We start from the raw sequence: 22,862 nt of genomic DNA, 5'->3' as shown, positions 1-22,862 counted from the left end.
TTATTTGCCGTCACCGGCCACATCAGACCCGTTTCTTGTCAGATACCACGCGCCCAGGATCGGGATCATGGTCAGTACCATCAGACACAGCGCTACCACGTTGGTGACCGGCACTTCACGCGGACGTCCCAGCTGATTGAGCAGCCAGATAGGCAGCGTGCGCTCGTGTCCGGCGGTGAAGGTAGTGACGATGATTTCGTCGAAAGACAGCGCAAAGGCCAGCATTCCGCCCGCCAGCAGCGCGGTGCTCAGGTTGGGTAAAATGATGTAGCGGAAGGTCTGCCAGCCGTCGGCGCCTAAGTCCATCGATGCCTCAATCAGGCTGTGGGTGATGCGGCGGAAACGGGCAATGACGTTGTTGTAAACAATTACCATGCAGAACGTGGCGTGACCGATAACGATGGTCAGCATACCCGGCTCGATCTGCGCGGCATGAAAGGCATTGAGCAGTGCCAGCCCGGTGATAATCCCCGGCAGGGCAATCGGCAGCATGAACAGCAAGGTGATGCTGTTTTTGCCGCAGAAATTGCGCCGGTACAGCGCCGCAGCCGCCAGCGTGCCCAGCACCATGGCAATCACCGTGGCGTAACAGGCGATTTGCACCGAGAGCCAGACAGCGTCGAGGATGTCATGCCGCCCGGCAGCCACTGCAAACCAGTGCAGCGTGAAGCCTTTCGGCGGAAAACTGAATGCCGCGTCTTCGGTGTTAAAGGCGTATACCGCGATGATCAGCAGCGGGAAATGCAGGAATACCAGCCCGCCCCACGCGGACAGTTTGAGTAACCAGGGTGCGCGTTTAGAGTGCATCGAAAGCTCCCAGTCGTTTAACCATCGACAGATAAACAGCAATCAGCACGATCGGCACCAGCGTGAACGCCGCCGCCATCGGCATGTTGCCAATCGACCCCTGCTGGGAATACACCATATTGCCGATGTAATACCCCGGCGGTCCCACCAGCTGCGGGATGATGTAATCGCCCAGCGTCAGGGAGAAGGTGAAAATCGAACCGGCCGCAATGCCCGGCACCGCCAGCGGGAAGATGACATAGCGCAACGTTTGCCAGGGTTTCGCGCCCAAATCTTCGGATGCCTGAATAAGCGACGGCGGCAGACGTTCCAGCGCCGCCTGAATCGGCAAAATCATAAACGGCAGCCAGATGTAGACGAACACCCAGAAGCGACCTATCCCCGACGTTGACAGCGTATTGCCGCCGATACCCGGCAAACTCAGCATCCCGGTCAGCAGCGGTTCCAGCCCGAGATGTTCGAGGAACCATTGCAGCACGCCGCCTTTGGAAAGCAGCAGCGTCCACGCATAGGCTTTGACGATGTAACTCGCCCACATCGGCAGCATGATCGCGACATAGAAGAAGGCTTTTTTCTTGCCCGTAATGTAGCGCGCCATGTAATAGGCAATCGGAAACGCCAGCACCGCGCTGAAAAACGACACCAGCAGCGCCATGCTCACCGTGCGGATAATGATGTCAGCGTTCACCGGATCGAACAGCGCGCGCAAGTTGGCGGTGGTCAGCGTCGAAGACACCGTCATGGTGAAATCGTCGAAGGTATACAAACCCTGCCATAGCAGCGCAAACAGCGACCCTAGATAGATGGCACCGAACCACAACAACGGCGGAACCAGCAGCAGCGCCAGATAAAAACCGGGGCGATGATGCAGAAAGGTGATCAGCGCCCGGCCACGCCGCGCCCGCTTCTCGTAAGGAGTCATACTGATATCCATCGTTTAACCCTCAAGCAGCGCCACCATGGCGTCCCGGTTCCAGCACGCCACCACCGGTTGCCCGGTCTGGAAGCGGGTTTGCAGGCTGGCCGCCAGATTATTCGGTTCGCTGACAAACAGCCGCTCGCCGCCAGCCAGCGCCAGTTCGTAGCGCGTGGCTGCACCCTGAAAATGGATATCTTTCAGGATGGCGCTGACCTGCACAATATTGCTGTCGGTTTGCGGTTGCGGCGTCAGGCGGATATGTTCCGGACGAATCGAACGGCTGCCGGCAAGGCCGGTGAGCCTGAGGGAGAGATCAGAATTAAGCACATTGGCGGTACCGACAAACTGCGCGACAAACGCCGTGCGCGGATTGAGATACAGCTCGCGCGGTGAATCCACCTGCTCGATGCGCCCGTTGTTAAACACCGCCACGCGATCCGACATCGACAAGGCTTCACTCTGGTCATGCGTGACGAAAATGAAGGTTATGCCCAGTTCGCGTTGCAGTTTTTTCAGCTCGCCCTGCATTTGCTCTCGCAGTTTCAGATCGAGCGCGCCGAGCGGTTCATCGAGCAGCAGAACGCTGGGCTGATTTACCAGCGCCCGCGCCAGAGCCACGCGCTGACGCTGACCACCGGATAAAAACGCGGGCTTGCGCGCAGCGGTAAAACCTAGCGCCACCCGTTCCAGCGCTTCCATCGCACGGATATTGCGTTCTTTTTTGCCCACGCCTTTCACCATCAGGCCATACGCAACGTTCTCCAGCACGGTCATGTGCGGAAACAGCGCGTAATCCTGAAAGACGGTATTCACATCCCGCTCATACGGCGCGAGTTTTGTGGCCTCTTTTCCATGAATGCGGATGGAACCGGATGACAGCGTTTCAAACCCGGCAATCAGGCGCAGGCAGGTGGTTTTACCCGAGCCCGAAGGCCCGAGCATGGAAAAGAATTCGCCGTCCTGAATATCAATCGACACATTATCGACGGCTTTGGTTTCCCCGAATATTCGGGAAACATTGATAAATTGTACGGCGGGCATAGTCAGCTCCCGGGGTTTCATTTTTGAAAAAACCAATTCCACTGGAATACGCAAAATCATTTGTGTTGTATCAAGGCGGCAAACTCACGAATCCCGATGAGCTGACACAGGTCAGTGATTCGGGTGAGAGAGTGCAGCCAACGCAGAGACAGCGCAAAGGATGCCGCGTATTAACGACCGCCCATGATAGCGATATAGTCTTGAGTCCATTTGCTGTATGGAACGAACTTACCGCCTTCCGACTGTGGCGTTTTCCAGAATGAAATCGATGTAAATTTATCGAAGCCGTTGGTCTGACAGCCTTCTGCGCCTAACAACGGGCTGGCTTTACATCCCGCCGGTACCGCGGGTACGGAACCAAACCAGGCGGCGACGTCGCCCTGCACTTTCGGTTCAAGCGACCAGTTCATCCACTGATAAGCGCAGTTCGGGTGTTCGGAATCCGCCGCTAACATGGTGGTATCCGCCCAGCCGGTGACGCCTTCTTTCGGGAATACAGTAGCAATCGGCTGTTTCTCGCCTTTTAGTGAGTTGGCCTGATACGGCCATGAGGAACTGGCGACCACGCCTTCGTTTTTAAAATCGCTCATCTGCACGGAGGCGTCGTGCCAGTAACGGTGGATCAGCGGATGCTGGGCGCGCAGCAGTTTCAGCACCGCCTGATACTGGGTGTCGTTGAGCTGATACGGGTCTTCGATTTTGAGATCCGGCTGCGTGGTTTTCAGGTACAGCGCGGCATCGGCAATGGCGATAGGACCGTCATACGCCTGAACGCGTCCCTGATTCGGTTTACCATCCGGCAGATTTTGCGGCACAAAAATCACCGCCCAGCTGTCCGGCGGCGTCGGGAACGTTTTAGTGTTGTACATCAGCAGGTTAGGACCCCACTGATAGGGCGTGCCGTACACTTTTCCGCCGACGTTAAACCATGCGCCTTTGGTCAGGCGCGGGTCGACGTTTTTCCAGTTAGGGATCAGCGCAGGATTAATAGGCTGCACACGTTTACCGTAAATCAGACGCAGCGAAGCATCGCCGGACGCCGTCACCAGGTCATAGCCGCCTTTCGCCATCAGGCTGACCATTTCATCGGACGTCGCTGCGGTTTTTACATTCACCTTGCAGCTGGTTTGCTTCTCAAACTGCGTTACCCAGTCGTAATTTTTGTCGCTCTCGCCGCGCTCGATATACCCCGGCCACGCGACAATATTTAACTGGCCTTCGCCTTTGCCAAGACTGGTGGGTGCGTCTGCGGCCAGCGCGCTATTAAAAAAACTCAGCAGGCCCAAACAAATAGCAGATAAAGCGTAAACACCTTTGTTCTTATTCATCGCTTACTCCTGTCCTGTCGTCGTAAATGTTGTTTTTAGAATTGAGGTTTAAACTTCGCCATGATGTGTCTGACTACGCTGTAGTCCTGTAAGGAATAACTGGAAAGATCGTTGCCGTAGCCGGAGCGTTTGAGTCCGCCGTGCGGCATTTCACTGACCAGGGAAAAGTGGGTGTTAATCCACGTGGTGCCATATTGCAGATGCGAGGATATCTGCATGGCGAGGTCGATATTTTGTGTCCAGACTGAGGAAGCCAGTCCGTATTCAGATTCGTTGGCCCAGCTGACGACCTGTTCCAGCGAGTCAAAACGCGTCACGCTGACCACCGGCCCGAACACTTCGCGCTGGACGATTTCATCAGTTTGCAGGCAGCCCGCCAGCAGCGTCGGCTGGTAATAAAAACCGGAACCCGAATGGGATGCCGCGCCGGTAATGCGTTCGATATGCGGCTGACTCAGCGCCCGCTCGACAAAGCTGGAGACGCGGTCGCGCTGTCGGCTGCTTATCAGCGGTCCCATAAAGTTTTCGCTGTCATTCTTTTTGGCGAACGGCAACTGAGCAACCGCTTCGCCCAGTTTTTCCACCAGACGTTCATAGATCCCAGCTTGCGCATATACGCGGCAGGCGGAGGTGCAATCCTGTCCCGCGTTGTAGTAGCCCCAGGTGCTGACGGCGTGGACCACATCGTCAATATCCGCGTCATTACACACAATTACCGGCGCTTTACCGCCCAGCTCAAGATGAGTGCGTTTTACGGTTTTAACTGCGGCCTGCAAAATCCGCTGTCCGGTGACGATATCGCCGGTCAGGGAAATCAGACGAACGTGAGAATGGCTGACCAGTGCGTTACCGACCCCCTCTCCGCTGCCGGTGATCACGTTGAGAACGCCCGGCGGCAGAATGTCCTGCAAGGCAGGCAGTAAGGCAAGAATGGTCAGGGGAGTATGTTCGGAAGGTTTGAAAACCACGGTGTTGCCGGCGGCCAGCGCCGGTGCGATTTTCCACGCCGACATCATCAGCGGATAATTCCACGGCGCAATCGAGGCGACGACACCAAGCGGATCGCGGCGCACCATCGAGGTATGACCGGGCAGATATTCACCGGACAACTGCCCCTGCTGACACCGGACAGCTCCGGCGAAAAACCGGAACACATCCACGGCGGCTGGCAGATCGTCATTCAACGCCTGATGCAGCGGTTTGCCGCAGTTCAAAGCTTCGAGACGCGCCAGCTGCGGCGCCTGCTTTTCGATAGCATCGGCAATCCGCAACAGGATAGTGGCGCGTTCGGCGGGTGTGGTGCGTGACCAGCGGGTAAACGCCTGACTGGCGGCATTCACCGCCATATTCACCTGCGCCAGTGACGTTTCGGCCACTTCTGCAATCACCTCGCCGGTGGCGGGATTAAAAATACTCTGCGTTGCGCCATCGCCATGCAGAAGGTCGCCGTTGATCGCGTGTTTATCAGAGAAACTGGCAACAAATTCTGCATCCGACATCGTACTGCCCCTCAGAGAAGTCAGTCATGGTGAATTAACAAAAATGTTATTAGCTGGTAACAAAACTGCTAATTCACATTAGGTAATTTCTCTGAGGGCAACAAATAGCAATTACTGAAGGCAGCGTTCGGAAAAAACGAATGCTCCGGTTAAGACGGTTTTCTCTTGGCACTGTTTTCGCGGGCAATCGTCAGAAACGGCGTCACCAGTTCGGGCCGCGCGCTGCCGCGACGCCATGCCAGCCCGATGTCCAGCGGTTCGATAGAATCCTCGAGCTTGCTGGCTTCAATCATATTTCCTTCCAGCGACCAGGCGCGGTAAGCCATGTCTGGCTGTACTGATACGCCCAGCCCGGCAGCCACCAGACTGCGCACCGCCTCGGTTGACGCGGTTTTCATCGCAATGTTGGGCTTCAGCCCGGCACGCGCCCACAGCCGCTGCGCATGTTTTTCCATCTCATCCACGTTGAGCTGGATCAGCGGTTCATTCGCGATATCGGCGAGCGAAATACTTTCACGCTCCAGCAAAGGATGCAGCGGCGGCAGCCACAGACGGTACGAAGAATGCGTCAGCACCTCGGTTTGCAGCGCGTCACGATCTTCCAGATTTGAGAGGATTAGCACACCGATGTCGATCTCGCCGCTGACCAGCAGATGCTCGATGTACTGGCGTTCATCCTCCACCACTTTCACTTCGACATTCGGGTAATAGGCGTTGAATTGCTTGAGTAAATCCACCAGAAAGTATCCGGCCACCAGACTGGTCACGCCCAGCGTCAGCTGACCGGTAACATTTTCGGTCCCCATTTGCAGGCTGCGTTTGGCGTTATCAACGGTGGCGAGAATGAGATATGACTGGCGTAAAAACTGATGCCCCTGATGGGTCAGCGTCATCCCTTTGGCGTGGCGGTCAAACAGACGCGCCTCGGTTTCCGTCTCAAGTTGTTGGATCGCCTGTGTCAGCGAGGACTGCGAAACAAAAGAGGCCTGTGCAGCAGCGGATATCGATCCGGTTTCAGCAACGGCAATAAAATGGCGGATCTGGCGCAGGGTCAGCATAACGGCTCTCTCATCGCATTAAAAAACCGAATCCTGTGCGGCAGCATTCGGTTTTTGGGAATGATCAAGTAATGGCAGAGGGCGGATTTTTGTCAAACCGGGGACAGGCGTTTTGCGAGGCATACCGGAGAATGGGAAACTTACTTTGCAAGCAGTCTTTAAAAGAACTATATTTAGACTGAGAAACTTGGCGGAGAAATTAAACATGCAAATACAGACTATCAGCTTCGTAAAGAAGCATGCTGCTGTACTTGATTTATCACAACCGATACTGGTCACTCAGAATGGTGAACCGGCTTACGTGATTGAATCCTTTGAAGACAGACAAAAAAGGGATGAAACCATTGCTTTACTCAAGCTGCTTACACTGGCAGAAAATGATAAAGCAGAAGGCCGGACATTCACGAGAGAACAGTTGTTAGCAGATCTTGCCAGATGAATCTCTCATCTGATCTGCTGATTATTGGGATCAATTTATGTCTGCAACGAAAAGTAAAATCACGATTGAGTACCTGCAAACTGTAAAGTTGTCTATTGATGAAATTGCGTCGTTCCAGACCTCACAGGGAAACGATGCGCTAAAAATCATCAACGCAGTGTTGGATGAGTTTGAAGCAAAAGTGAAAGTTTTTCCTTTATCCTGCCCGGTTGCACCCGATCTCGCCGCGCTGGGTATCATCAAATTTCGCGAATGTAATACATTGAATGGTTACCGTATCATTTATACCTATGATGAATCGGCAAACCTTATCTCCGTGTACGTGCTTCTTTCGCAGCGGCAAAATGTTCAGGAACTGTTGTTTAAAAAGTTGATCATGGGCTAACAACAGAAAAGCCACGCAAACTTCGCGTGGCTTTCAGATTCAAAACTTCAGTCTTTCATCAATTTTCTAGCTGATACGTCAGCGTGATTTCCGCGTTCAGTACCTTAGATACCGGGCAACCGGCTTTGGCTTTTTTGATGATTTCGTCGAATTTGTCTTTATCGATACCCGGCAATTTCACTTTGCTGTCGAGCGCGATTTTAGTGATCGCAAAGCCGCCATCCACTTTATCCAGTGAAACGTCTGCGACGGTATCGATACTTTCAGGCGTGTGCCCTGCTTCGCCAAGCATCAGCGAAAGTGCCATCGAGAAGCAGGCAGAATGCGCTGCTGCTATTAATTCTTCCGGGTTGGTGCCGGGTTTTCCTTCAAAACGGGTGTTGAAACCATAAGGCTGGTCCTTCAGCGCGCCGCTCTCAGAAGAGATGTGACCTTTACCGTGTTTAATGTCACCTTCCCAATGCGCCTGCCCTTTCTTATGAATGGTCATGTTTTCCTCCTGTTTGTATTACATTACTTTTAAGTATAGCTTCAGATCCGTGTTTCGCGAGGATGGCGCGGCTATGCGGCCTGCGGACACATTTTTCCATCATTACAACATCATTGAAAACAGAGGAAAAAATATGTTTAAACCCCAAGATATCGTTCAGTCCAAAACCGGCGGCCCGAAACTGGTCGTGCAGCGTGTTGAAGGCGACACCCTGTGGTGTACGCGTCAGGACGACTTCGGCGCAACGGAAATTGAAGTGAAAGCGGATACCGTGAGCCTGTATCACGAAGAAGGCGATTTCGGCGTTTGCTGATTTTGAGCCTGAAACAAGTATTATAATCCTGAGATTTCACAATCTCAGGATTCAATGATTTCCGCCTTGCCTGACCGCTCTTACCAGCCTTTCACCGCATCGCCGTGATAAATAGCATCTGCCGCTTTGATAGTGGCGTCAGTCTGATAGGCCTCCACCAGTTCCTTCACCGCCTGACTGTCTTTGTTATCTTCACGCGCCACAATGATATTCACGTAAGGTGAATCTTTGTCTTCCACAAAGAGCCCGTTTTTACCCGGCGTCAGTCCGACCTGGCCTGAATAGGTGGTATTGATGATCGCCAGCTCGATCTTGTCATCGTCAATCGCGCGGGTGAGCTGAGGCGCTTCGATCTCAACAATCTTCAGGTGTTTTGGATTTTCGATAATATCCAGCGACGTCGGCAGCAAACCAACGCCCTCTTTCAGTTTAATCAGTCCGACTTTTTGCAGCAGTAACAATGAGCGGCCCAGGTTAGTTGGATCGTTTGGCACTGCCACCTGCGCGTTATCACTCAACTGGTCGATGGATTTTATTTTTCGCGAGTAACCGGCAATCGGATACACGAAGGTTTTACCCACTTCTGCCAGCTTATAGCCACGCTCTTTAATTTGTTTATCCAGATAAGGACGATGCTGGAAGGAGTTGACGTCGATATCGCCGCTGCTCAGCGCGGAGTTCGGCAACACAAAATCGTTGAACGTCACCACTTCGACATCCAGATTGTATTTGTCTTTGGCGGTTTTTTTGATGGTTTCCCACATCTGCTGATCGATACCGGCACTGATCCCGACCTTGATGTGATTCTCATTGGATTTCTGATCACAGGCAGTCAGCACCAGGGCACCCGCCAGAGATAAAGCCAGAACTGATAGTTTTAATATTGTGCGCATAAAGGTTTACTCTTTCCGTGAATAAATTTTCAAGTTGAAACAGACTGTTAAGCCGACAGTGTTTCAAATCGCTTCACGCTCGGCAAATACGAAAAAGAAATAACCTAATGCAAACCCGCCAGAAAAAAACAAAGCCCGCAATATGCGGGCTTTGGAAAGGCAGAAATTTCAAATGTGGAAAGATTTCCTGATCGTTATCCGGTCATTCTGAAGCACCCTGCAGCCTTACTGGCTGCGGACGGGAGAGAAAAATCGTAATACCCGCCAGCAATGTCAGCACACCGCCAAGCAGGAAGGCGCTGCTCACGCCCGAATTGTCTGCGAGGATCCCGCCAAACAACGCGCCCAGCGCCAGTGAAGTCTGGAAGACACACACCAGCAGCGCCGAACCGGTTTCGAAAAGCGCAGGCGACGCCTGATACGTCCAGATATTCAGACACACCGGCAGCGCGCCAAACGCGAGTCCCCACAGGATGACCAGCGCACAGGCCAGCGCCAGCGGCACCTGGAACAGCGAAAGCGCCAGCACGGAAACACTGAGCAGCAGCATATTGAGCATAAACGCTCTCCTGACGCCAAACTCGCGAACACTGATTTCAGTCGTCAGCGTACCCACCAGACCAGCAACACCGTAGCCCATCAGCAACAACGAGATATCGCTGGCGGAAAGATGCAGATTGAACCGCAGCCAGGGTTCGAGGTAGGTATAGGCAGCAAAATGACCACCCGCCATGAAGACGCCGATGATCAGCGCGTAACGGATCCCCGCCACTTTGGTGACGCCCAGCATGGCACGCAGGCCGATAGATTGCTGCGCGGGCAACGACGGCAGCGCCAGCCATTGCAATACGAAGAATACCAGCGCCAGCACGGCGTTCAGGGTAAATGCCATACGCCAGCCAAACAGATCGCCGATAAACGCACCCGCCGGAACACCTGCAACTGTACCGACCGCCACGCCTGCGGTGATCAGCGAAATCGCCCGTGCGCCCTGCTCTTCCGACACCAGCCGCCGGCCGGAGGGAATAGCAAACGACCAGAAGCCGCCCACGCCGATGCCCAGAATAATGCGTCCGATCAGCAAAATGTTGAACGACTGCGCCATCACGGCAATACCGTTAGCCACAATGACCGTCGCGGAAAGCAGCAACAGCAGGTTGCGACGGTCCATTTTGCGGGCAAACAGCATGATCAGCGGCGCAGAAATCGCCGCCACCAAACCGGGCAGCATCACCGCCAGTCCGGCATGACCTTCAGTCACACCCAGAGATTGCGCGATAGGTGAAAGTAATCCGATCGGCAGAAATTCCGTGTTAACCAGCGCGAACGTGCCGCACGCCAGTGAGAAGACCGCCAGCCAGCGGCGGAAAGCAGAGGTTTCTGGCCGGGTGTCCAGCGATGAGCACTCAGTCATTATTTTTTCCTTATATATAGCAAGGTGAATTATTTCAAAACGGTAGAATCATCGTAATAAACGTGATCACTATCACAGGGTCAAGGCATTTTCATAATGACTGTTAGGGTATTTCTTATCCGTTACGCAGATAAGCCAGTCCCCGCCTGCGATGCGGCCTGCAGAGGCGCGCGGAGGCTCAAACGAAAAAGGCACATACAGATAACTCGATCAGAAAATTCCTCCACATATAAGTATGTTGTAACTAATGCGTGTAACAGGATCCCGGTATTCTAAAATCCTCTCAGCAGGATCCATTTGTTCTACGCTTTAGCTACGACTCAACGCGTGGAATCTTTCCCGAGGTCACTGTGTCTCCTGCTAAATTCTTTCTACAGCTGCTGGTTTGGTGCCTGCTCTATTTTTCCCTCGGGTACATCTCCTTGTTTCTGGATGACCCAGCGAGCCGGGTTTCGTTTGTGTGGTTTCCTGCCGGACTTGCGGTCGCCGCGTTTCTGCTGACACCCCGCCGCTTCTGGCCTCCGCTGTTTTTGGGGCTTTTTTTCGTGCGTACGTTGCTGGATGTCACGATGCGGCACTCGCTGGAGACTTCGCTGGTGCATTCGGTGATTTCACTCGGAAATGATTTCGCCATCGCCTGGGTTGTGCGGCGCTTCAGACGCCCGCATGACATGCAGGTCAACGTGCTGATCTGGCTGGCTGCCACGGTGGTAATCAGCGCAGTCGCTGCAGCAGCTGGCGCGGGATGGGTGCTGTTTCGTCACAATATCAATTTTGTTCAGACGCTGTGGATCTGGTGGTCAGCTAATGTTGTAGGCACCATTTTGCTGACGACTATCATCATGGGTTTATTCTGGAAGCCGGAGCCCTTTGCTCTGCGCAAAATCCTGACCGGTGGTGGCTTATGGGTGGTGTTATGTATCAGCGCGGCCTGGGTTTTCAGTCAGCCCTTTGGTGATGCCCGCAGCGAAGCGCTGCATTTTAGCCTGGCCTGCATTCCGGTCATGATTATGATTGCCATCCCGGTTGTCAGTGGTAACCGGCCCGGCGCGCTCTCCTTTCTCACCTTTTGTGTGATTGTTATTTATTGCTCCTGGCACCGTCTTGGTCCGCTGTTTATTCCGGGCTTACGGTCGGGAGAACCTCTGTTACTGGCGCAATGCTATCTTTCAGGCACGGCCCTGCTGCTGAATTTTGTGTATGTGCTTAAGCGGAATGTGCCGGGCATGGTGTCCTCTTATTATCTGATCCCGCAAAGCGGCCGTCTGACCTGGGACCAGACTTCAGCCACATCGCTGACGCAGCATCTTCTGAAGATCCATCATGTGGATCAGCTGCTGGCGCTGCTTTCTCCTGAAGATCAAAAAAGGATGCGCGACCGCTGGAATACGATCAGCTGCGGCGGCAACGTTACAGACACCTTCTCTTTCCTGCTTCAGCTCTCACCGGCAACCAAAATACAGCTTCAGGAAACGAAGCTGACCGGGCTGCCGCAACCGGAAGGTGTGGTCATCATTGGCTCCTGGTCAGAAGAATTGCCCAACCGGCCATTCACCCGTACGGTCAGGGAGGCGTAAACCATGCTGCAACTTGCACTGTTATTGATGGGTGCCAATTTTGTGCGTAAATCCGCGCCGGTTCTGGTCATTATCGGTCTGTTATGGGGCGGGCTTGGCGTAACTGTTTTTATGGATGGTCTGGAAGGAATGCGCTACTTCCCTTTTCATGTTTTCGGCCTGATCCTGCTGGCAGAAAGTCTGGTAACGCTTTTTCTGGCCGGGGGAGCGGCCGGGGCGAAGAAGTCAGTGTTCTATTTTAAGGGCGGCATATTTTGCTTTATCGCCGTGCTGATCCTTTCAGGACGTGAGAGCAGTAATCTGCTGCTGGCCATTTTGTTTGGTTTTGCGTTTTTCATCACCGGTCTTTTCGTCATGGCGTCGGCCTGGGTGGTGCGATATGACCGCTGGCGTCAGGTTTTTTTCAGCGGCGTTGCGCAGCTGATTTTTGCCCTGTTTCTGTTTCTTCCCTATCCCACTCATCACCACGGCACCATTTCGCAGTTTGTCGGCATGATCATGATCCTCGGTGGGATCCAGTGCATTCCGCTGGCCTTTCGCGCCTTTAAAATGCGGGATGGCATCACGCTCTCCGCCATGATGGCGCCGCCCGGCCTGATCCCCGTTAGCCCGCCGGCAGCAGTCACTGACGCCTGTGAAGGTTTGCTCATTGTGCATATCTGGACGCCGGAAGGTTCGGCGGCGAACTCGCCGGTGCCACGCCCGGTGTTTAACCGTTATATCGCCGCCGTCGACGTGCATGGGGTAATTTCTACCGGTCATGCCGCGCTGGAAATGCCACCCTCGCTTTACATCAGCCTTTATCCGGCGGTCGATATTGAACGTTCACCTGCCGAGTTTTTCAACACCCTGAAAGCTATTCAGGAAAACAACGTGCCGGGGCTTTATCAGAAGAGCTATACCAGCGAAGCCGCAGGCTGGTGTGAATCAGACCGTAAAATTGTGTTCAGTGATTTTAATGCGCAGGCGTTGCAGCGGTTCTGGGACAGTTATCGCCAGCTGGTGATTTACAACCTGACCTGGCGCAACTGCTCCAGCAGCGTGGCCTGCGGCCTCGAAGCCGCGCTTGAGGGCGTTATTTCCCGACACGGAGGCTGGCTGCGTTTCCTGAAATTATTTTTTATGCCTGAATTGTGGATTGCTGCCCAGCTGCGAAAACGCGCGACGACGATGGCCTGGACACCGGGGCTGATGCTCGATTACGCACGGGCATTGCACGCGCTGGTACATCCGGTCCGGCATTCGTGGTTGAGACGCTGGCGGCAGCTGGATAAATCGCAATCATAATTGCACGAAATGCCCAGCGCTGACTTCACGGTAATGACGCGCTGGCGGCTCATAAGCGGCCGCGCGCAGCGGGCTGGCGAGTTCTTCGGGAATGACAGTACGTTTACGGTGTACATCCGGATCGGGCACCGGCACAGCGGCCAGCAGTTTGCGGGTATACGCGTGTTGCGGGTTTTCGAAGATATCGGCACGCGAACCGATTTCCACAATTTCGCCCAGATACATCACCGCCACACGGTGGCTGATGCGCTCAACAACGGCCATATCGTGCGAAATGAACAGATACGCGAGGCCAAGCTCCTGCTGGAGATCGAGCATCAGATTGATCACCTGCGCTTTTACCGACACATCCAGCGCTGAAACCGCTTCGTCGGCGATGATCATTTTCGGCTCCAGCGCCAGCGCGCGGGCAATACAGATGCGCTGGCGCTGTCCGCCGGAGAACTGATGCGGGAATCGCGTCGCCATATTGCTTTGCAATCCCACCTGTTTCAGCAGTTGCGCCACGCGGCGCTTCGCGCTTTCGGCATTGTGCAGTCCGAGGCTTATCATCGGTTCGGCAATCGCCTGACCGATGCGCATTCTCGGGTTCAGGCTTTCGTACGGATCCTGAAAAATCATCTGCGCCTGGGTGCGGATTTCCGCCAGCCGCGCACTGTCTGCACGGCGGATATCCTGCCCGGCAATCAGCACCTCGCCGGAAGTCGCTTCGGTCAGGCGTAAAATCGTGCGTCCGGTGGTGGATTTTCCGCAGCCGGATTCGCCTACCAGCGACAGCGTTTCGCCCGGTTGCAGGCTGAACGACAGGTCTTCGACCGCATGCACGCGGGCAGAAACACGGCGCAGCAGGCCGGATTTCACATCAAAACGTGTCACCAGATTTTTAACGTCCAGCACCGGCAGCCCTGCGCGCAGCGTATCAACAGACTCCGCCACCGGCTGCGGTTCGCCGGTTTGCATGTCGGTGAGCGGGAAGCGTTTCGGCAACGCCACGCCGTTCATTGCGCCGAGTCGCGGCACGGCTGAAAGCAGCGCCCGCGTATAAGGGTGTCGGGGACGATGGAAGATTTCCCGCGTGGTGGCCTGCTCCACCGCTTCGCCACGGTGCATGACCAGGGTGCGATCCGCCACTTCCGCCACCACGCCCATATCGTGCGTAATGAACAGAACCGACATGCCCTCTTCTTCCTGCAACGATTTAATCAGTCCCAGAATTTGCGCCTGAATGGTCACATCCAGCGCGGTCGTCGGCTCGTCTGCGATCAGCAAACGCGGGTTACAGGCCAGCGCGATGGCAATCACCACGCGCTGACGCATGCCGCCGGAAAAGCTCAACGGATATTCATTGAGTCGTGAGGCGGCCGCCGGAATACGCACTTTTTCCAGCAGATGCACCGCTTCGGCGCGGGCGGTTTTATCGTCCATGCCGCGATGACGTTTGAGCACTTCGGTAATTTGTACGCCGATTTTCAGCACCGGATTCAGGCTGGTCATTGGCTCCTGAAAAATCATGCCGATGCGGTTGCCGCGAATGCTTTGCATCTGCGCACGGTTCAGGCTGAGTAATTCCTGGCCGTCAAACCGGATGCGGCCTGAATAGCGGGTCTGCTTTTCATCCAGCAAACGCATCACGGACATCGCCGTCACACTTTTGCCGGAACCGGACTCACCCACCAACGCCAGCGTTTCCTTCGGGCCAATCGAGAAGGACAGATCCCGCACCACATTCAGCCATTCGCCGTCCACGGAAAACGCGGTATTCAGCTTATCGACCTGTAAAACCGGGTTGTGCATCATCAATCCTTATTACGCGGGTTGAGGATGTCGCGCAGGGCGTCACCGACTAAATTGATGGCGACGATCAGCACCAGCAGCGTGACGCCGGGGAAGAAGCTTATCCAGTAATCGCCGGACATCAGATAATCAAAACCGTTAGCGATCAGCAGACCAAGCGAGGGTTCGGTGACCGGCAGACCGATGCCGAGAAACGACAGAGTGGCTTCAAGCATGATGGCGTAAGCAATGCGCATGGTCGCCACCACAATCAGCGGCGGCAGGCAGTTGGGCAAAATATGACGGAACAGAATACGCGGATTAGACAGTGCCATGCTGCGGGCGGCATCCACATAACTGCGGCGGCGTTCGAGCAGCGCCGAGCCACGAATGGTGCGTGCGTAATACGCCCATTGCGTGACTACCAGCGCCAGAATAATTTTATCGACGCCCTGCCCGAGCACCGCCAGTAAAATCAGCGCGATCAGAATCGGCGGAAAGCTCAGCTGGATATCAACAATGCGCATGATCAGCGCATCTGTTTTGCCACCCACGTAGGCGCTGATAAGCCCCAGAGCCGCGCCAATGGTCAGCGCAATCACCGCGCTGGAAACCCCGACCAGAAGGCTGGTGCGCGTGCCATACAAAATCGCGCTGAGTAAATCGCGCCCCTGATCGTCGGTGCCCAGCCAGTAAATCATGCCACTCAGGCTGGCGGTGCCCGGCTTCAGGCGACCATCCATGATATCGAGCTGCGATAAATCGTACGGATTTTGCGGGGAAATCCACGGCGCCAGCACGGAGAACAGAATGGCGATACCTAGAATGATCAGCCCGCACAGAGAGAATTTATTGCGCAGCAGCGCACGCACGGTGTGGTAAAACGCCGAATGTGGTTTGCCCTGTACAGTGCTGCGCGAGTGAACGGAATCAGAAGCCATCAGTTTTCGCCTCCCAGCCTGACACGCGGATCCACCAGCACATACAGCACATCCACCAGCAGGTTAATCAGGCTGAACATCACGACCGTTATCATCAGGTACGCCAGGATCACCGGGCGATCCAGCACGGCGATGGAATCAATAATCAGCTTGCCCATGCCCGGCCACGCGTAAATGGTTTCGGTGACTACAGCGAAAGCAATCAGCGAACCCAGCTCAAGACCGATGACGGTAATCAGCGGGATCAGGGTATTTTTCAGGACGTGAACCAGCACGATGCGGCTTTCCGAAAGCCCTTTGGCGCGGGCAAAACGGATGAAATCCTGTTGCAGGCATTCGAGCACACCGGCGCGCGTCAGACGGATGATCAGCGAGATTTTAAACAACGCCAGATTGAACGCGGGGAGGATGAGATGCGCGAGGCCGTCGGCGGTAAACAGGCTGACCGGCACGCCGAAAACGTCCACGGTAGCACCCCGTCCGGAGGCCGGAAGCACGCCGAGTTTGACGCTGAACAGCATGATCATCATCAGACCAATCCAGAACGTCGGCAGGCTGAAACCTAAAATTGAGACGGTCATGATCGACTTCGATAACCAGCCGTCAGGGCGCAGACCGGCATACACGCCGAGCGGAATACCAATCACCAGCGCCAGTACGAACGCGACCAGCGCCAGTTCGAGCGTAGCGGGCATACGCTGAAAAATCAGGTGCAGCGCTGGCTGGTTGTAGATAAAGGAGTTGCCCATGTCACCATGCAGGGCATTGACCAGAAACAGGCCATATTGCTCCCACACCGGTTTATCGAGACCAAATGACTGGATCACGCTCAGGCGTTCAGCAGGCGTCGCGGTAGTGCTTAACAGCAGGTCAACCGGATTGCCAACCAGATACACGCCGCCAAAAACCAGTAACGACATCACCAGCAGCGTCAGCAATGTTTGTCCGAAACGTCCGAGCAGATAACGGCTCATGCCTGTGCATCGCCATCACGGCTGCCGTATCGCGAGAAAACACGACGCAGCAGGCTAAAGAAGCCGTATTCATCCACTTTCTGCATGACCGTGGCATTAGGCGGGGTCGACAGTTTGTTCCAGAAATCCGCGTAAGTATAACCGGCGGTTTTACCGGAGATTTCGACGCCCACGTGTGCAGACTGACCTTCAAACAGACCAGGTTGCAGCAGCCACGCGATGGTGGTGGCATCATGCACCGGCCCGCCTTCGCGGCCAAACCGGTTGAGGTCACTGCGGTCAAACGCATTAAGTAAAGCCGCTACCGACTCGCCCGGCAGTCCGCCGTCCTGTCTTAACGCCTCAATATCATCTTTGCTGATCAGCGCCTGGAAGGTCATATCCAGTGGCATGATGACGAGCGGAACGCCGCTGTTAAACACTTTTTCGGCGGCGTGCGGATCGGCATATACGTTAAACTCTGCCCACGGCACACGATGCCCGAGCGCGGTAAACGCGCAGCTCATGGTGACGATGCGTTTAATGCCGCGCGCGACGTCGGGGTGCATCCCCAGCGCCAGCGCGATATTGGTCATCGGACCGATGACGCACACCGTGATCGGGCTGTTATCTTGCGCGGCCTGACGTAAGGTGCGCACCAGAAAATCAACGGCGTGTTCGGCCTGCGGTTGGAGTTCAGCGTCCGGCACCAGTTCATCTTTGAATGCGCCGATATGCGCATATTTGCCGTAAACCTGTTCGCGCACCAGCGGACCCGGTGCGCCGGCAAAAACAGGTATCTGCGTTTTACCGGACAACGCGACAATCTTACAGGCGTTACGCACGGTGTCTTTCAGCGCCACATTGCCGGCAACCACGGTCACGCCAAGCACGTCCAGTTCCGGTGACGCAAGCGCCAGCCAGATGGCGATGGCGTCATCCACGCCGGGATCGGTGTCAATAATGATGCGCTGGCTCATAGATTATTTCCCGGCATAACGTGAAAGCAGCTCGTAAAACAGCGCAAAAACTTTGTTCGTTTCTACACGTGTGACGATCTCAACGTTGGGCGTCATTCCCGACTTTCCATACCAGTCGGCGACGGTTTGTCCCATACACAATTCGCTGTCGTGCTCGATAAACACCCGCGCTTTTTCGCTGCCAAACAGTTCCGGTGCCAGCACGTAAGCAATCACCAGCGGATCGTGCAATGGCCCGCCGCGCGAACCGTAACGGCGCACGTCGTTGCGATCCCAGAACGCCATTAACTCACCCAGCTGCGCGGATATCCGCCCGGAGACTTTGACGAATCTCGCCACGTGCTCCGGTGTCAGGATCACCTGATGGGTGGCATCGAGCGGCAAAACGGTGATGTTCAGAGTCGAGGAAAAGACAATATGCGCAGCATGCGGGTCGGCCAGCATATTGAATTCGGATGTCATGGTGCGGTTACCGGCTTCGCGGTATGCGCCGCCCATTAGCACGACGCGGCCTATACCGGCGGCAATGTCAGGTTTCATGCGCAGCGCCGTCGCCAGATTGGTCAGCGGCCCGAGCACGCACAGCGTCAGCGGCTGATTACCCGCGATGGCCTGTTCGCAACGGGTGATCAGAAAGTTAACGGCATGGAGGGATTCAGCGGATTTTTGCGGTGCGGGAAAGGCGGTATTGCCGAGGCCATTTTCACCGTGAAACTGGCCGTGGATCGGCGCGCGCAGCATCGGCTGATGACAACCGGCGAACACCGGAATATCCAGCCGGTAACCCAGTTCGGCGATTTGCAGCGCGTTGCGGGTAGTATTCGCCAGCGGCTGATTGCCGCAGACCGTGCAGATGCCGAGAATGTTCAGCTGCGGCGAGACAAAAGCGCTGAGCAGCGCAATGGCATCATCAATGCCCGGATCGCAATCAATGATAACCGGTATAGTTTTCACAGCGCCCCCACGGAACGTAAAACCTCTGCGATCTCCTGACGTGCCGCCTCGTTCAGAGGCACCTGCGGCGGCAGCGGATCGCCTACCGCAAAGCCCTGCAATTGCAGTGCCGCTTTGATACAACCGGCAATCGAATATTTGGCGAAGATTTCGTTGATGCGCCACAGCGGACGCTGCAACTCCATCGTCTTCTTCCAGTCACCCTGCTTCGCGGCTTCATACAGTGCCAGACTTTGCCTGGGCACAATACACGCCGGACCGGCCATCCAGCCCACGCCGCCAATCAGCATCACACACGCCGGAATATGCGCCGATGCAGCAAATACCTGCATCCGTCCCTGAGTGCGTTCAATGATCGACAGCAACCGGCCGGTATTGGTCGAGGCATCTTTAATATAGTTAATGTTTTCCACGTGGCTCAGTCGCTCGATCACTGGCAGGCTGAGATCAGAACGCTGGAACTGCGGATTGGTGTACAGCACGACCGGCAGTTTTCCTGCGGCAGTCGCGATGGCACGGAAATAATCCTCGACGCCCTGTTCGGGCACCGGGAAATAGGCTTCGAGGATCGCCAGAATACCGTCGACACCCAGATCGGCGTAGCGAGCGGTTTGCGCTACAGCGTCCTGAATGGTGGTGGCTGCAACTCCGGCAATGACCGGAACGCGGCCTCGAGCGGCTTCAACGACGATTTTCACTATCTCCGTGCGTTGCTCTGCATTGAGATAAGCGAATTCACCTGTACTGCCGAGCGGCGTCAGACCATGCACTCCGCTGTTTATCAGATGTTCGACCAGCGCTGTTAACACTGGTTTATCTATCTGGCCGCCATCAGTGACTGGCGAAACCAGATAGGGATACACACCGCTAAAAGAAGTCATAGCTTCTCTCTCTTTTAGTAAACTACTACCTTAGTACAGCCCTGGTGTTGGTGCTGTATTCCCGCCTTGGTTCGGTATTCACTATGGGCTTATTATTTCTCATGCACAAAGTACGGCAACGTATAACCGTCGGAGCGGCCAACGTAGCTATAAGGTGTTTTCATCGCCCAGGTGTATGAAAGGAACAGCAACGGAATGGTGCCTTCATCTTTCATCGCAATCTCTGTGGCCTGCTGCAACAGCTTTTCACGCTGACCGTCGTCGAGAGTTTCCCGCGCTTTTGCCAGCGTTTTATCAAATTCAGGACTGGAATAACGTCCGCGGTTGCCCTGTCCGCCGTTCGGCCCGAAGGTTTCGAGCAACGGCCCCAGTACGCCGGAAGCCTCACCGGTTTCAATCGCCGCCCCGCCCATGATCAGACTGAAATCACGTTTTGAAGCACGTGAGAAATACACGCTGCCCGGCATGGTCACGACGTCGGTTTTAATGCCGACACGGCTGAACATCTGGCCAAGCGCCTGCGCGATTTTGGAATCGTTCGGATAACGGTCGTTCGATGCATGGAACGTCAGCGTAAAACCGTCCGGGTAGCCTGCCTGCGCCAGCAATTGTTTGGCTTTCGCCGGATCGTATACCGGCGCGGCAATCGACGGCGTATAACCGAAATAGCCTTTTGGCACCAGTTGCGACGCCGGTACGCCCTGCCCGTCCATGATGCGGTCCACAATCGCCTGCCGGTTTATCGCCAGCGACATCGCCTCTCGAACCTCACGTTTTTTCAGCGGATTGCTGCCATCCGGCCCTTTGGCGAATGGCGACACATCGCGATCCTGATCCGGGTGTAAATACAGAATGCGGTTGCCGGCGACAGATTCCAGATGCAGGCTGGTTTGTTTCCCCAGATCCCGTCCGTCCGCCGTCGGCACGCTTTCAATCATATCCACATCGCCGGAGCGCATCGCCGCCACGCGGGCACTCGGGTTTTTAAAGACGCGCAAAGTGACGTGATCCCACTGGGCTTTGCCGCCCCAGTACTGGTCGTTACGCGCCAGCACCACGTTATCGTCCGGCGTCCAGCTGACAAATTTGAACGGGCCGGTACCGATGACGTCTTTCCCTTCGTTGAGGGTTTGCGATCCGACCGTCTCAAGACGCGCAGGCAAAATCGCGACGCGGCTTAAATTATTCAGTAAAAGAGGTGTTGGCGCTTTGGTGATAATTCTCACCGTTAAAGGATTTACTTCGATAACTTCAGCAATATCATTCACGTACGGCGTATAGGCGCTCGGACTGTTTTTCGAGGCCAGCGCCACGCGTTTCACACTGGCAATCACATCTTTGGCGGTGAAATCGCTGCCGTCGTGAAACTTCACGCCGGGCCGCAGGGCAAATTCCCAGGTCGTGTCGTTGATGACTTTCCAGGACACCGCCAGCGCAGGCGTAATATGTTGTTTTTCGTCCTGATTAACCAGGCCGTCAAAAATATTACGCGCCATGGCACTGTTGGCACCCCCGACGTAAAATTGCGGATCCATTGAAGTTGTTGAAGCGGCCAGACCGATTTTAAGATCAGCAGCCTGTGCAGAAGTGGTATTAAAAATAAAAAGCGTGGCCAGTGCTGAGGAAAGCACTCCTGCCAGAACAGACTTTCTCATGCATTTAACCCTTAATTATTTTAGATTTTCAGGCAATGTGTGACAGATCGTAAATTGGAGTCTAGGGGGTGGACTTCTGAATTGAAAATTGTATTTTGTGTTTCATCCATAAACAAATGTTATGGATTCTGAGGATATATTATGAAAATTAATCCCCGTCAGGTTGAAGCTTTTCACAAAGTGATCCTGACAGGTAGCATTACCGCAGCCGCGAATATGATGAATATCACCCAGCCTGCGGTGAGCCGGCTGATCCGCGACTTTGAATATGCCGTGGATCTGAAGCTTTTTGACCGCGACGGTCGCGGGCTGATCGCGCGTGACGACGCCATCAAGCTGTACCGCGAAGTCGAGCGTTTGTATCTCGGACTTGAACATATTTCACATATCGCCGACGAAATCCGTCATTCCAAAGGCAGCGTATTGCGCATTGGCTCGGTGGCGGCGTTATCGGCGCTGTGCGTCGAGCATATTCTCCCGCCGCTGATAGAGAGTATCAGCGATATCTCGCTGTTTCTGGACATAGAAAGCACGACGCATATCACCGATGTCGTCACCAGCAATCAGTACGACGTCGGGTTTATATTCGGCAAACCGGACGTGAAAGGTCTGGAAGCGGAAATGCTGGCACGGGCGAAAGCAGTTGCCGTGATGTCGCCGCGCCATCCGCTGGCGAAACAAGATGTGGTGACCGCCATGGATCTGACGCGTTACCGCCCTATTATTCCGGGGCGCAAAACGCCGTTGCGCGAACAGCTTGATCAGGTGATGAGCCGCCTCGACTTGTATCTCAACAACCCGATAGAAACCTCACTCAATAACTGTTGTGTGATGGCAGGAAACAATCTTGGCGTCGGCGTGGTCGATTTCATCACGGCGCGCAGCCATAAAAGTGATCTGGTGGTTAAACCCTTTACCCCGGATATCAGCATTGCCTATCTGGCCGTTTTCCCGCCACAAATCCCGAAAAGCCGTCTGGTGGAACACATCACCAAAGAAATGAAGACCTTAATAGAAGGCTTTTTGTAAAACTCCCCGTCAGGTTCGCCGATTTCGTACCAATGAGTCCACAATGTAACATTTCAGTCATTATGATGAAAAATGAGCGGACAGTTGGTGCGATCTGTTAGATGAAAAAAATATATCCATTAATTCATTCATCAAAATAACGAATAACACACTTTATTTTATTCTTTAAAATCAACGCATAAAATTTCCCTGCATAAATAATAATCTAATCTATAATAATTTACCTAAATTCAAACTCTTCGTTAC

General features: G+C 54.5%; 22 protein-coding genes. 6 read left to right on the top strand and 16 right to left on the bottom strand.

Going from position 1 to position 22,862, the window contains the following annotated elements; genetic code table 11:
- The 6 genes from J1778_RS09965 to J1778_RS09940 form a co-directional block, all read right to left on the bottom strand.
- Window positions 1-807 carry an ABC transporter permease gene (locus J1778_RS09965; RefSeq protein ID WP_217173039.1) on the bottom strand — a complete coding sequence of 269 codons (807 nt, stop codon included), beginning with the start codon at window positions 805-807 and terminating at the stop codon, window positions 1-3.
- Window positions 797-1,729, bottom strand: a complete 933-nt coding sequence (locus tag J1778_RS09960) for an ABC transporter permease (RefSeq protein WP_217173149.1) — start codon at window positions 1,727-1,729, stop codon at window positions 797-799. Before J1778_RS09960 ends, J1778_RS09965 begins: the two co-directional genes overlap by 11 nt.
- A 15-nt stretch (window positions 1,730-1,744) precedes the next feature.
- Complete coding sequence (locus J1778_RS09955; RefSeq protein ID WP_238484649.1) at window positions 1,745-2,767, bottom strand: ABC transporter ATP-binding protein; 1,023 nt, start codon at window positions 2,765-2,767, stop codon at window positions 1,745-1,747.
- 170 nt (window positions 2,768-2,937) lie between these two features.
- On the bottom strand, window positions 2,938-4,095 hold the full coding sequence (gene ydcS / locus J1778_RS09950; protein WP_217173037.1) for a putative ABC transporter substrate-binding protein YdcS: 1,158 nt from the start codon (window positions 4,093-4,095) through the stop codon (window positions 2,938-2,940).
- A 35-nt stretch (window positions 4,096-4,130) separates the two neighbouring features.
- Complete coding sequence (locus tag J1778_RS09945; RefSeq protein WP_217173036.1) at window positions 4,131-5,594, bottom strand: gamma-aminobutyraldehyde dehydrogenase; 1,464 nt, start codon at window positions 5,592-5,594, stop codon at window positions 4,131-4,133.
- A gap of 149 nt (window positions 5,595-5,743) precedes the next feature.
- Complete coding sequence (locus J1778_RS09940) at window positions 5,744-6,652, bottom strand: LysR substrate-binding domain-containing protein (protein WP_120132388.1); 909 nt, start codon at window positions 6,650-6,652, stop codon at window positions 5,744-5,746.
- A 205-nt stretch (window positions 6,653-6,857) separates the two neighbouring features.
- Here J1778_RS09940 and J1778_RS09935 point away from each other — a divergent pair, with 205 nt between their 5' ends.
- Window positions 6,858-7,091 carry a type II toxin-antitoxin system Phd/YefM family antitoxin gene (locus tag J1778_RS09935; RefSeq protein WP_120508618.1) on the top strand — a complete coding sequence of 78 codons (234 nt, stop codon included), beginning with the start codon at window positions 6,858-6,860 and terminating at the stop codon, window positions 7,089-7,091.
- 37 nt (window positions 7,092-7,128) lie between these two features.
- Entirely contained in the window at window positions 7,129-7,476 is a 348-nt protein-coding gene (locus J1778_RS09930; protein WP_120508617.1) for a type II toxin-antitoxin system RelE/ParE family toxin, read from the top strand.
- A 58-nt stretch (window positions 7,477-7,534) separates the two neighbouring features.
- Here the strand turns inward: J1778_RS09930 and J1778_RS09925 are convergent, their stop codons facing one another.
- Window positions 7,535-7,966 carry an OsmC family protein gene (locus J1778_RS09925; protein ID WP_112289575.1) on the bottom strand — a complete coding sequence of 144 codons (432 nt, stop codon included), beginning with the start codon at window positions 7,964-7,966 and terminating at the stop codon, window positions 7,535-7,537.
- A 133-nt stretch (window positions 7,967-8,099) separates the two neighbouring features.
- Between J1778_RS09925 and J1778_RS09920 the strand changes: the two genes are divergently transcribed.
- Window positions 8,100-8,279 carry a YodC family protein gene (locus J1778_RS09920; RefSeq protein ID WP_217173035.1) on the top strand — a complete coding sequence of 60 codons (180 nt, stop codon included), beginning with the start codon at window positions 8,100-8,102 and terminating at the stop codon, window positions 8,277-8,279.
- An 80-nt stretch (window positions 8,280-8,359) separates the two neighbouring features.
- On the opposite strand, the gene metQ is transcribed toward J1778_RS09920, so the two are convergent.
- Entirely contained in the window at window positions 8,360-9,172 is an 813-nt protein-coding gene (metQ, locus tag J1778_RS09915) for a methionine ABC transporter substrate-binding lipoprotein MetQ (RefSeq protein WP_217173034.1), read from the bottom strand.
- A 202-nt stretch (window positions 9,173-9,374) separates the two neighbouring features.
- Window positions 9,375-10,586 carry an MFS transporter gene (locus J1778_RS09910; RefSeq protein WP_217173033.1) on the bottom strand — a complete coding sequence of 404 codons (1,212 nt, stop codon included), beginning with the start codon at window positions 10,584-10,586 and terminating at the stop codon, window positions 9,375-9,377.
- Between the two features lie 458 nt (window positions 10,587-11,044).
- On the opposite strand from J1778_RS09910, the gene J1778_RS09905 reads away from it, so the two are divergent.
- Together J1778_RS09905 and J1778_RS09900 are read left to right on the top strand one after the other, a co-directional pair.
- On the top strand, window positions 11,045-12,163 hold the full coding sequence (locus tag J1778_RS09905) for a hypothetical protein (RefSeq protein WP_420804073.1): 1,119 nt from the start codon (window positions 11,045-11,047) through the stop codon (window positions 12,161-12,163).
- A gap of 3 nt (window positions 12,164-12,166) precedes the next feature.
- Entirely contained in the window at window positions 12,167-13,450 is a 1,284-nt protein-coding gene (locus J1778_RS09900) for an HdeD family acid-resistance protein (protein WP_217173031.1), read from the top strand.
- Here J1778_RS09900 and J1778_RS09895 read toward each other — a convergent pair.
- The 7 genes from J1778_RS09895 to J1778_RS09865 form a co-directional block, all read right to left on the bottom strand.
- Complete coding sequence (locus tag J1778_RS09895) at window positions 13,445-15,244, bottom strand: ABC transporter ATP-binding protein (RefSeq protein ID WP_217173030.1); 1,800 nt, start codon at window positions 15,242-15,244, stop codon at window positions 13,445-13,447. The two genes, J1778_RS09900 and J1778_RS09895, sit on opposite strands and share 6 nt — an antisense overlap.
- Before the next feature lie 2 nt (window positions 15,245-15,246).
- Window positions 15,247-16,164, bottom strand: coding sequence for an ABC transporter permease (locus tag J1778_RS09890; RefSeq protein ID WP_217173029.1), 918 nt, complete (start codon window positions 16,162-16,164; stop codon window positions 15,247-15,249).
- The gene (locus tag J1778_RS09885) at window positions 16,164-17,138 is read right to left on the bottom strand and encodes an ABC transporter permease (protein WP_217173028.1); all 975 of its coding nucleotides are present in this window, start codon (window positions 17,136-17,138) and stop codon (window positions 16,164-16,166) included. The genes J1778_RS09890 and J1778_RS09885 overlap by 1 nt, the downstream gene beginning before the upstream one ends.
- Complete coding sequence (locus J1778_RS09880) at window positions 17,135-18,097, bottom strand: nucleoside hydrolase (RefSeq protein ID WP_217173027.1); 963 nt, start codon at window positions 18,095-18,097, stop codon at window positions 17,135-17,137. Before J1778_RS09880 ends, J1778_RS09885 begins: the two co-directional genes overlap by 4 nt.
- Before the next feature lie 3 nt (window positions 18,098-18,100).
- Window positions 18,101-19,051: a nucleoside hydrolase gene (locus J1778_RS09875; protein ID WP_217173026.1), complete on the bottom strand. Its 951-nt coding sequence runs from the start codon at window positions 19,049-19,051 to the stop codon at window positions 18,101-18,103.
- Complete coding sequence (locus J1778_RS09870; protein WP_217173025.1) at window positions 19,048-19,932, bottom strand: dihydrodipicolinate synthase family protein; 885 nt, start codon at window positions 19,930-19,932, stop codon at window positions 19,048-19,050. The genes J1778_RS09875 and J1778_RS09870 overlap by 4 nt, the downstream gene beginning before the upstream one ends.
- Window positions 19,933-20,024: 92 nt before the next feature.
- Entirely contained in the window at window positions 20,025-21,587 is a 1,563-nt protein-coding gene (locus tag J1778_RS09865) for an ABC transporter substrate-binding protein (RefSeq protein WP_217173024.1), read from the bottom strand.
- Between the two features lie 141 nt (window positions 21,588-21,728).
- Here J1778_RS09865 and J1778_RS09860 point away from each other — a divergent pair, with 141 nt between their 5' ends.
- The gene (locus J1778_RS09860) at window positions 21,729-22,616 is read left to right on the top strand and encodes a LysR family transcriptional regulator (protein ID WP_217173023.1); all 888 of its coding nucleotides are present in this window, start codon (window positions 21,729-21,731) and stop codon (window positions 22,614-22,616) included.
- The last annotated feature ends 246 nt before the right edge of the window (window positions 22,617-22,862 follow it).

Source organism: Rahnella bonaserana, from assembly GCF_019049675.1.
GTDB lineage: Bacteria > Pseudomonadota > Gammaproteobacteria > Enterobacterales > Enterobacteriaceae > Rahnella > Rahnella bonaserana.
Note: the sequence above shows the minus strand (reverse complement) of the source record. Positions and strands in the feature narration are given on the sequence as shown.

Excerpts from the sequence above, each read along its gene's own strand:
- J1778_RS09935 (WP_120508618.1), top strand. The coding sequence starts at position 6,858 with ATGCAAATACAGACTATCAGCTTCGTAAAGAAGCATGCTGCTGTACTT.
- J1778_RS09860 (WP_217173023.1), top strand. The coding sequence starts at position 21,729 with ATGAAAATTAATCCCCGTCAGGTTGAAGCTTTTCACAAAGTGATCCTG.
- J1778_RS09925 (WP_112289575.1), bottom strand. The coding sequence starts at position 7,966 with ATGACCATTCATAAGAAAGGGCAGGCGCATTGGGAAGGTGACATTAAA.
- ydcS (WP_217173037.1), bottom strand. The coding sequence starts at position 4,095 with ATGAATAAGAACAAAGGTGTTTACGCTTTATCTGCTATTTGTTTGGGC.
- J1778_RS09940 (WP_120132388.1), bottom strand. The coding sequence starts at position 6,652 with ATGCTGACCCTGCGCCAGATCCGCCATTTTATTGCCGTTGCTGAAACC.
- J1778_RS09885 (WP_217173028.1), bottom strand. The coding sequence starts at position 17,138 with ATGAGCCGTTATCTGCTCGGACGTTTCGGACAAACATTGCTGACGCTG.
- metQ (WP_217173034.1), bottom strand. The coding sequence starts at position 9,172 with ATGCGCACAATATTAAAACTATCAGTTCTGGCTTTATCTCTGGCGGGT.
- J1778_RS09895 (WP_217173030.1), bottom strand. The coding sequence starts at position 15,244 with ATGCACAACCCGGTTTTACAGGTCGATAAGCTGAATACCGCGTTTTCC.
- J1778_RS09965 (WP_217173039.1), bottom strand. The coding sequence starts at position 807 with ATGCACTCTAAACGCGCACCCTGGTTACTCAAACTGTCCGCGTGGGGC.
- J1778_RS09865 (WP_217173024.1), bottom strand. The coding sequence starts at position 21,587 with ATGAGAAAGTCTGTTCTGGCAGGAGTGCTTTCCTCAGCACTGGCCACG.
- J1778_RS09910 (WP_217173033.1), bottom strand. The coding sequence starts at position 10,586 with ATGACTGAGTGCTCATCGCTGGACACCCGGCCAGAAACCTCTGCTTTC.
- J1778_RS09880 (WP_217173027.1), bottom strand. The coding sequence starts at position 18,097 with ATGAGCCAGCGCATCATTATTGACACCGATCCCGGCGTGGATGACGCC.
- J1778_RS09930 (WP_120508617.1), top strand. The coding sequence starts at position 7,129 with ATGTCTGCAACGAAAAGTAAAATCACGATTGAGTACCTGCAAACTGTA.
- J1778_RS09870 (WP_217173025.1), bottom strand. The coding sequence starts at position 19,932 with ATGACTTCTTTTAGCGGTGTGTATCCCTATCTGGTTTCGCCAGTCACT.
- J1778_RS09920 (WP_217173035.1), top strand. The coding sequence starts at position 8,100 with ATGTTTAAACCCCAAGATATCGTTCAGTCCAAAACCGGCGGCCCGAAA.
- J1778_RS09890 (WP_217173029.1), bottom strand. The coding sequence starts at position 16,164 with ATGGCTTCTGATTCCGTTCACTCGCGCAGCACTGTACAGGGCAAACCA.
- J1778_RS09960 (WP_217173149.1), bottom strand. The coding sequence starts at position 1,729 with ATGACTCCTTACGAGAAGCGGGCGCGGCGTGGCCGGGCGCTGATCACC.
- J1778_RS09900 (WP_217173031.1), top strand. The coding sequence starts at position 12,167 with ATGCTGCAACTTGCACTGTTATTGATGGGTGCCAATTTTGTGCGTAAA.
- J1778_RS09955 (WP_238484649.1), bottom strand. The coding sequence starts at position 2,767 with ATGCCCGCCGTACAATTTATCAATGTTTCCCGAATATTCGGGGAAACC.
- J1778_RS09945 (WP_217173036.1), bottom strand. The coding sequence starts at position 5,594 with ATGTCGGATGCAGAATTTGTTGCCAGTTTCTCTGATAAACACGCGATC.